General features: G+C 63.9%; 10 protein-coding genes and 1 pseudogene. 4 read left to right on the top strand and 7 right to left on the bottom strand.

The genetic code is table 11. The features are described 5' to 3' along the window. Positions 1-315, top strand: a 315-nt coding sequence (locus EN742_RS38725) for a hypothetical protein (RefSeq protein WP_210214460.1), incomplete at its 5' end; no start/stop codon positions are given. 1 nt (position 316) lies between these two features. On the opposite strand, the gene EN742_RS14920 is transcribed toward EN742_RS38725, so the two are convergent. The 5 genes from EN742_RS14920 to EN742_RS14905 are packed head-to-tail and all read right to left on the bottom strand — an operon-like array spanning position 317 to position 2,868. Beyond that, on the bottom strand, positions 317-1,297 hold the full coding sequence (locus EN742_RS14920) for a serine kinase (protein ID WP_127405323.1): 981 nt from the start codon (positions 1,295-1,297) through the stop codon (positions 317-319). Beyond that, a complete protein-coding gene (locus EN742_RS14915; protein WP_189362970.1) occupies positions 1,294-1,728 on the bottom strand; it encodes a lasso peptide biosynthesis B2 protein in 435 nt (144 codons plus the stop codon). Before EN742_RS14915 ends, EN742_RS14920 begins: the two co-directional genes overlap by 4 nt. Beyond that, positions 1,725-2,012 carry a PqqD family protein gene (locus EN742_RS14910; protein ID WP_127405321.1) on the bottom strand — a complete coding sequence of 96 codons (288 nt, stop codon included), beginning with the start codon at positions 2,010-2,012 and terminating at the stop codon, positions 1,725-1,727. The genes EN742_RS14915 and EN742_RS14910 overlap by 4 nt, the downstream gene beginning before the upstream one ends. Positions 2,013-2,048: 36 nt before the next feature. Further along, complete coding sequence (locus EN742_RS38105) at positions 2,049-2,468, bottom strand: hypothetical protein (protein ID WP_189375333.1); 420 nt, start codon at positions 2,466-2,468, stop codon at positions 2,049-2,051. Positions 2,469-2,490: 22 nt separating this feature from the next. Further along, the gene (locus EN742_RS14905; protein WP_245482265.1) at positions 2,491-2,868 is read right to left on the bottom strand and encodes a DUF2259 domain-containing protein; all 378 of its coding nucleotides are present in this window, start codon (positions 2,866-2,868) and stop codon (positions 2,491-2,493) included. Positions 2,869-2,949: 81 nt separating this feature from the next. Between EN742_RS14905 and EN742_RS14900 the strand changes: the two genes are divergently transcribed. Both EN742_RS14900 and EN742_RS14890 read left to right on the top strand, forming a co-directional pair. Continuing rightward, positions 2,950-4,857, top strand: coding sequence for a propionyl-CoA synthetase (locus tag EN742_RS14900; RefSeq protein ID WP_127405320.1), 1,908 nt, complete (start codon positions 2,950-2,952; stop codon positions 4,855-4,857). Between the two features lie 329 nt (positions 4,858-5,186). Continuing rightward, a complete protein-coding gene (locus EN742_RS14890; RefSeq protein ID WP_245482264.1) occupies positions 5,187-5,894 on the top strand; it encodes a metallophosphoesterase family protein in 708 nt (235 codons plus the stop codon). 23 nt (positions 5,895-5,917) lie between these two features. Here EN742_RS14890 and EN742_RS14885 read toward each other — a convergent pair whose 3' ends face one another. Next, a complete protein-coding gene (locus EN742_RS14885; protein ID WP_127405317.1) occupies positions 5,918-6,910 on the bottom strand; it encodes an NmrA/HSCARG family protein in 993 nt (330 codons plus the stop codon). On the opposite strand from EN742_RS14885, the gene EN742_RS14880 reads away from it, so the two are divergent. After that, positions 6,909-8,003: a LysR family transcriptional regulator gene (locus EN742_RS14880; protein WP_348627210.1), complete on the top strand. Its 1,095-nt coding sequence runs from the start codon at positions 6,909-6,911 to the stop codon at positions 8,001-8,003. The genes EN742_RS14885 and EN742_RS14880 overlap by 2 nt on opposite strands. A 91-nt stretch (positions 8,004-8,094) precedes the next feature. Here the strand turns inward: EN742_RS14880 and EN742_RS14875 are convergent. Then, a pseudogene (locus tag EN742_RS14875) lies at positions 8,095-8,562 on the bottom strand (chain-length determining protein); the annotation flags it as partial.

Raw genomic sequence — 8,562 nt, 5'->3', positions numbered from 1 at the left:
CAATGGTCGAGCGCCCATATTGCCAGGATCTGGCGCGTGGTCGGGCGTGGCGTTGCGCTCCATGTGCCGATAAACGGGAAGCTGGCCCGGCTGGCGTACCCCATCCGCAGGCTCGGCCCGGCGACTGGCGAACCGCCGGCAAGGCGGTGGGGGATGATCGAATTCGATTGTGCCGACGGCCGCATCGCGCATCTTGCCTATAATGGTTTCGCGCGTCAGCTGACGCGCTGGCAGCGCGCGTTCGGCCGACTGCGGCTCGGGCAGAAGTCCTTCGAAATGCGCCGCTTTGGCGAGCGCGCCGAAGGCCCGCGGTGAATCAGGCGAGCGCCAGCGCGGACCGGATCAACCGCGCCGCATCGGCAGGTCGCGCGCCGACCTCCAGGGTAAAGGTCGGCACCGTCGTGACCAGTTTGGCGATCGTCGCCAGTCGGTGTTTTTGCAGTGGCAGCAGGCCGGTCATCCCGGTCCTGACATTGTCGGCGGCCAGCGCGACCATGGCGTCGGTCCTGGCCATGGGATTGAGCCTGCTCTCGCCGTCGGCCGAGCGGGCAAGATGAAGCAGCGCCGAGACCGGCCTGGCGACCACGCTTTCGACGCGCAGGATCTGGCCGAGGCGCTCGAGCGACACGGCCTGTTCGCCATTGCGGTCCCACGACGGGCCGAGGCAGGGCGAGACGAGAGGGACAAGTTCGGCTGTCTTGCGGTGGATCTTCACATGGCGAGGCAGGCCCCAGGCCGCGGCTTTGTCCGGCGCCACATCGAGGATCATGGAATCGTCCGCGCAGAGGCCGAAGCCTTGCGAAGCCAGCGCCAGCGAGGTCGTGGTCTTGCCGGTGCCGCTCGGGGCGTGGATGAGGACCACGGCGTCGCTCCCCGGCAGCGTCAGGCCGGCGGTGTGCAGCATATACTGCCCACCCGCGTCGAGCGCGGCATCAAGCACCAGCATCCACGCCGTCCAGGTGATCCTGACACCGGGGCGCGTGCGGATTTCGGCCCGGCGCTCGCCGGCACGGATGGAAAGCGTCTGGCGGCCGGGAAACACCAGGTGAAGGACGTCGCCGCCATCGATCATCCGGCAATGGCCGTCCTCGGGCACCTCGCCGTCGAAGGCGAGCGTCCCCTCGGGCGTCTCGGAAAGCGATTGCGTCTCGATGATGTCGATGCGAAAGCCGGCTTCGACGGGTTCGGCGGCGCTCAGGCCCGCGAGCATCCTATCGAGATCGCGCCAGAGCTCGGCGCGTTCGGCCGAAATGGCGACGATCTGGCCGTTAAGGGCGTAGCTTATGGACGCGGTCAAGCGGCACGCGCCTTTCCAGATTCGGCATGATGGCGATAGATCTCCACCATGCCGGGGAGGCTATCGCTTACCACCGGCCGGCCATCGAGACAGACCCAGCAATGCGCCGACAGGCGCGGCGCGTGCATCGACTGCGGATCGACACCAAAGCGCAGGTCCGGGTCGAAGCCAGCGAGACGCAGGAAGCGATGGGCGAGCAGGCCCTCCCTCAGGCATCTTCGATCACGCATCAGCCAGGGATGCCTGACCGCACGGTTGACGCTGGCGACGATGTAGGAGGACGGCAGGCCGCGATAGGGTGTCGGCGATGTCAGCGGTGCCCATTTCAACACCGCTTCGAAATCGCGCTTGCCGACGAGGGCCGGCATCAGCCGCGCGCTGATCCACAGATGGGCGCGAAACAACACCCGCAGCAGCCCGTCAGCCATCATGCACCCGGGTCGGCTAGGATACCTTCCGCCACCAACTCAGCGGCAAGCGCCGCCATGTCCTGGTCGAGCATGGCCTTGTCGACCTCGAACTCGTCGGACAGCAGATTGACAATCTGGTCGAGGTTGCGGGCGCCGTCGACCTTGTCGAGAAAGGCTTCAGTAGTGCCGTTGCAAGTATAGAGCTGGCCGCTGCGCGCCAGAAGCACGACCGCACCATCACCGACATGCTGCACAGATGCATCGTCGGCCAGCCGCAGAACCATTCCAGATGCGATTTCAGCCATGGGGCCTCCAGTCCATGCAAGAATGCTGGAGAGCCATTAGCGCGGCAGGACGATGCTGTCCATCGTCCTGACGCCCAGGCGACGACGGGCTTCGGCCCGACTGGTGCGGGAAATCACCCGCGTGAAGTCTGCGTCGCGGCGGTCACGGCGGATAGTTTCTCGCGCTTGCTCGATACCGGCTTTTCGCAGGCCTTCTTCACGGACGAAAACGGGGGGTGTTGCCTTCTTTCCCTTAAGTAAGCTATGGAATCGCCGGCGTTTGGGGAGAGGGTGACGAGTATGCGTTACAATTGGGATCGCGCGCCGACGGCATTCGAACGCCACCGGAAGGCTCTTGCGGCTGCGATATTGATCGCCGGCGGCGTCGGGTTGATGCTCGCGGCCTTGCCGCTTTAAGCCGGCAAACAGTGCGGACAGGCAGGAACGGTGCCGTGGCACCGTCGGCAGGGTTTGCATGCCCCGGCCGGGCCGGCGTTGTTCAGCGCGCCCGGCCTGTCACCGCGATGAAGCGGCGGTCGCGGCCTTCGAAGCCCTGGCTGAAGCGCTGGACCAGCACGGCAATCACCGCTGGCTTGCCCTCGGGCGCAAATTCGTAGGCCTCCGACAGGGAGTAGGAGGTCGGGCAGTTCCGCGAGTCCGACACCGCCTTGTCGTCATGCAATATCTTCAGCGGCTTGCCGTCCTTTCCCTGCAACGTCAGCCGGAAGCCGAGCGGCTTGCCGGATATGTCGCCATTTTGCTGCGTCTCGAAGCTCGCCGAGCAGTCCGCCGTGCTCGCGGCCTGGCCCAACGCATGGCGGGCAGCTATCAGCATGCCATGGTGCCGGATATTTGCGGCCGAGACGAGATCGGCCATCGACGAATTTCGGGGAAGACATGGCCGGCAGGAAGAGCATAGGCTATTCGAGGACGGCAAATTTCCTGGGGAGGAAGCTGGATGGCGTCACGCTACCACGAGGTCTATGAGGGCTGGAAACGCGATCCGGAGCAATTCTGGGCGGACGCGGCGAAAGCCATCGACTGGTTCTCCCCCTATGAGCGCGTCTTCGATGCCGAGGCCGGCGTCTATGGCCGCTGGTTCACCGGCGCCTCCTGCAACACCTGCTTCAACGCCATCGACCGCCATGTCGCCAGCGGCCGCGCCGAGCAGGTGGCGCTGATCCACGACAGCGCGATCACCGGCACGATCAGGAAATTCACCTATGTCGAGCTGAAGCGCGAAGTGATCGCACTCGCCTCGGTGCTGAAGAACCGCGGCATCGGCAAGGGCGACCGCGTCATCATCTACATGCCGATGGTGGCGGAAGCGGCCTTCGCCATGCTCGCCTGCTCGCGCATCGGCGCCGTGCATTCGGTGGTCTTCGGCGGCTTCGCCTCGCATGAACTCGCCACCCGCATCGACGACGCCAAGCCGAAGCTGATCATCTCGGCATCCTGCGGCCTGGAGCCCGGACGCACCGTCGCCTACAAGCCGCTGCTCGACAAAGCGATCGAGCTCTCCAGGCACAAGCCTGACGCTTGCCTGATCCTGCAGCGCGAGCAGTTGCGCTGCGAGCTGAAGGACCATTACGACATCGATTATGCCGACGCGGTTGCGCGCGAGCGGGCCGCCGGGGCCAATGTCGACTGCGTTCCGGTGCTGGCCACGGACCCGCTCTATATCATCTATACGTCGGGCACGACCGGCCAGCCGAAGGGCATCGTGCGCGACAATGGCGGCCACATGGTCGCCTTGAAATGGACGATGGAGAACGAGTTCGGCGTCAAGCCGGGCGAAGTGTTCTGGGCGGCTTCCGACGTCGGCTGGGTGGTCGGCCATTCCTACATCGTCTACGGCCCGCTGCTGCATGGCGCAACCAGCGTGCTGTTTGAGGGCAAGCCGGTCGGCACGCCGGACGCCGGCACCTACTGGCGGGTGATCTCGCAGCATGGCGTGGTGGCGCTGTTTACCGCGCCGACCGCCTTCCGCGCCATCAAGGGACAGGACCCGCGCGGCGAATTCGTGCCGAGTTACGATCTGTCGAAATTCCGCACGTTGTTTCTCGCCGGCGAGCGCGCCGACCCGGAAACCATCAAATGGGCCGAGCAGAAGCTCGCCGTGCCGGTGATCGACCACTGGTGGCAGACCGAGACCGGCTCGCCGATGACCATCAACCCGGCCGGCCTTGGGCTCTTGCCGGTGAAATACGGATCGCCCGGCGTGCCGATGCCGGGCTACGATATTCGCGTGCTCGACGATGCCGGCCATGAAGTGGCCCGCGGCACGCTCGGCAATGTCGTGGTCAAGCTGCCCTTGCCGGCCGGCTGCCTGCCAACGCTGTGGAACGCCGACGCCCGCTTCCGCCAGGCCTATCTCGAGGAGTTCCCAGGCTTCTACAAGACGGCCGACGCCGGCATGATCGACGAGGATGGCTATCTCTATGTCATGGCCCGCACCGACGACATCATCAATGTCGCCGGCCATCGGCTATCGACTGGAGCGATGGAGGAAGTGCTTGCCGCGCATCCCGACGTCGCCGAATGCGCCGTCATCGGCATCGCCGACGCGATGAAAGGCCAGGTGCCACTTGGCTTCGTCGTACTCAACGCCGGCGTTTCGCGCGACATCGGCCTCATCGAAAGCGAGGTGGTAGGACTTGTGCGCGAGCGCATCGGCCCGGTCGCCGCCTTCAGGACGGTGGTGACGATCAAGCGCCTGCCCAAGACGCGCTCCGGCAAGATCCTGCGCGGCACCATGCAGAAGATCGCCGACAAGGAAGATTGGACCATGCCGGCGACCATCGACGATCCGGCCATCCTCGACGAGATCACCGCGGCGCTCAAGGGACGCGGCATCGGGGTGTAGCCGGGCATGCATGGTCGCTCGCGCGCCCGATCTTTTGTTGCGCAACGCAGAAAACCACCTTTGGCGGCGTCGATATCCTGCGGTTCCTGGCCGCCGTGCTGGTGATGCTCTGTCACTACGGCTACCGGCTCAAGGCGGCTCAACTTCAGGTTTCCCGCGCCTGAAGTGACGAGCCCGTGGTAATTCCGGCCAAGCATGATATCGAGGCTTCATGCGTGCCGTGTGACATGCTCCCGAAACCCCATGCGAGCATCGAGCCTCATTCCGTGAGCCTGTTCCAGCGATCGAGACGACCCCGGACCGCGCCGCGCGATCGTCTGGAATTGGAAATGCAGGACACGGTCGTCTATGCGATCGGCGATGTGCACGGCTGCTACAAGGAGCTGCGGTCGCTGGAACAAAAGATCCTGCTGGACGCGTTGCCCTTTCGCGGGCGCAAGATCATCATCATGCTTGGCGACTATGTCGACCGCGGCCCGAACTCGAGACGCGTCCTCGATCATCTCATCGCGCCGGCGCCGCAAGGCTTCCTGCGCGTCTGCCTGGCGGGAAACCACGAGGTCGCCATGCTTGGCTATCTCGACGGGCATCTGTCGCGGGAACTTTGGCTGGCGATCGGCGGACTCGAGACGCTCTATTCCTATGGCGTCGACCCGGCACGCCTTGGCGACCTTTACGGCTCAAGCGAGGAGGTCGACCGGCGCATCCGTGCCGCCATTCCCGCCGGCCATGTCAGCTTCTTGCGCACGCTGCCGGTCATGGTCTGCTCGCGCAAGTTCGTCTTCGTCCACGCCGGCATCCGGCCGGGCATCGACCTCGTCGAGCAGGACGAGGACGACCTGCTCAACATCCGCTCGGAATTCTTCGAGAAGGCCCATATCCTCGACCGCTGGGTGGTGCATGGACACACGATCGTGGATGTGCCGAAGTTCGAAGGGCACCGGCTCGGCATCGATACCGGCGCCTTCCGGAGCGGGCGGCTGACCGCGGTCAGGATCGTCGGCAAGCACGGCAAGCTGCTGTCTTCGGCGAGTTAAGGAAGAGCACAGCGTCGCCGCTCTCAGATCGGCGCAAGCTCGGCCTCGGCGGCGGCGCCATAGGACAGCAAGTCGCCCTGCCATTTGCTGCGCTTGAGGAACTGTTCCCAGGTCAGCGCATTCGGATCGATCTTCCGACTCCAGGTCAGATCGCGCCCGGGAGCGTAGTAGCCATATTCGACGGCATATTCGACCATGCCCACCAATTCGCGCACGAGATGCTCGTTGCCGGCGAAACCCGGAAAATGGCGCAATAAGTCTTCGCGCGAGTATGCAGAGGCGTAGCGCGCGCGCTTGCCGGTGACGCGCACAAACGTGTCCACCATTTGCTGCGCCGAGATAAACTCGCCGATCACGGGCAGCGCCTCCCCGGCGTATCGCGCGGGGTGATCGAAGATCTCGCGCACCGCTGGACCGGCCGCAGTGAGCGGGTCGCAGAACGGCACGGGGATGTCCGGAGGCAAGTATATGGCGAAATCTATGCCGTCCTCCACACCTTGCGGCACGTAGTATTCCAGGAAGTTGGTGTAATAAAACGCCAAGTATACAAACGAGCTGCGAATGGGTAAGCTGCGGATGTAATCCTCTACCTTCGCCTTGTCCGTGAAATGCGGTGCCCACTTGGTGCCGCCGGTGATCGCTTCGACATTTTCGAGCCCGCTGAAAACCACGTGTTCGACACCAGCGGCCACTGCCGCGTCGGCCAACTCCTTTCCGAGGTTGAGTTCGGGTTCCGCCGGCGGCACCTTGACGATCGGCGGCGTCATCAAGAACGCCCCGGCCGAACCTTTCAGTGCTTCGGTCAGTTCGGCCTGCCGGCCGAGTTCCAGGGGCGCCACCACGACCTCGGCCCCTTTCTTCGCCAAGGCTTGCGCTGGTTGGCTGTCGAGACGGCGAGTCAGCGCGCGCACGCGGTAGCGTCCACTGTCGAGCAGGGACTTGGCGACGCTGCGACCCTGCTTGCTCGAGGCCCCGACAACGGTGATCAGGGGTTTGGAGGTATCGATCTGGCTCATGCTGATTATATCCCGGCTTGAGGGCGAAATCGCTTCGGCCCCGGACAGACGACCACGCCTGGCCGCCGAAAAGCGTGCCGCGACGTTTGGCTTCAGCAAGAGTCTCGGACGCTTCGACGTATTTTTGAAATCGCATAAGTTATCGGCTACTATCCATTCCATGGATACCAAACGCCTTGATCTCAATCTGTTGGTTACGCTGGAGACGCTGCTGATCGAGCGCAACGTCACGAAGGCGGCTGCCCGACTGCATCTAAGCCAGCCAGCGGTAAGCGCCCAGTTGAACCGCCTCAGACAAGAGTTCGACGACCAACTGCTGATTCCCGCCCAGCGAGGGATGACGCCGACGGCCAAAGCAATGGAACTGCTCGACCCGTTGCGCCAAACCCTTGATCAGGTTCGCGCCACGCTCAGCTCGCATCGGAACTTCAATCCGGCGAAGGCCAGGCTGATCTTCGCGATTGCCTGTACGGACTATCTGCAAGCCGCGATAGTCAAGCCGCTTGTCGTGGAGCTCAGGACGCTAGCACCGGGCGTTCGCGTTGCGATACGCAATCTGGACCTGCCGCAACTGGAAGCGCAGATGGCGCGCGGTGATGTGGATTTGGCACTGATGACACCGCAGGAGGCCCCGCAAGGTCTTCGCGCTCGACATCTATTCGATGAGCGCTACGTGCTTATCGGCCGCAAGAAGCATCCGCGGCTGCGGGAAGGAATCACGGTCGCTGAATTTGCCGAGTTGGAGCAAGTGGTCGTGTCCCTGGAAGGCGGCGGCTTCGCGACACCGGTAGACAGTGCTTTGGCCGCTCTCGGACATAAGCGTAATGTCGTGCTCTCCGCGGCTTCGTTCCTGTTCGTCCCCGAGATCGTGTCTCGCTCGGACTTCGTCGCGCTGGTCCCGGAACGGCTGGTGCGTGATTGCGCGGACAAGCTTGACGTGATGGACTGTCCGTTTCCCGTTGAAGGCTTTGCGGTGGGAATGGTGTGGCATGAGCGCAGCCACGGACACAGCGGCCAGCGCTGGATCCGTGAGACCGTAGTCTCGCTTGTCGCGCATGAATCCTCGTCTCGGGCGCGCCATGGTTACGGCTAGACCGGTTCGGCGTTCATGGAAACGCCGAACCGCTCTGTCTCTTTGGCGCGATTTCGGACGGAAAACCGTCCACGCTTTTTCAGGAATTGCGTCACGCAGCCTGTTTGGTGCGCGCCTCCGACTTCTCCAGATAATAGGTCGAATAGCGGTCGAAGAATTTCTCGGAGCCACCGAGCGATCCGTATTTCGCGAGCCGCTTCAAATCGACCTTGTTGAGCACGGCGCCAATGATCTTGTTGGCGACGTAGGGCTCCGATTCCAGCATCGAGCGCACCATCGCGCGCGGCGTGCGGCCCCATTCGGTGACCAGCACGAATCCGTCGACGAGCGGCGCGAAGGCCTTGGCGTCAACCACCGGACCCAGCGGCGGCAGGTCAACGACGATGTATTCGAACGTCTCCTTGGCGTTGTCGATGAAGCGGCGCATGCCGGCCGAGGAGAGCAGCTCGCTGGTGTGCGAGAACTGGCCGCGCAGCACGGCCGGGATGATCGCGAGCTTCGTCTGCCGGTCGACCTTGCCGACCGACTGCCAGGTCTGGCCGCTGACCACCGCTTCCAT

The sequence above is a fragment of the Mesorhizobium sp. M4A.F.Ca.ET.020.02.1.1 genome (genome assembly GCF_004022645.1).
In the GTDB taxonomy this organism is placed as follows: Bacteria; Pseudomonadota; Alphaproteobacteria; order Rhizobiales; family Rhizobiaceae; genus Mesorhizobium.
Note: the sequence above shows the minus strand (reverse complement) of the source record. Positions and strands in the feature narration are given on the sequence as shown.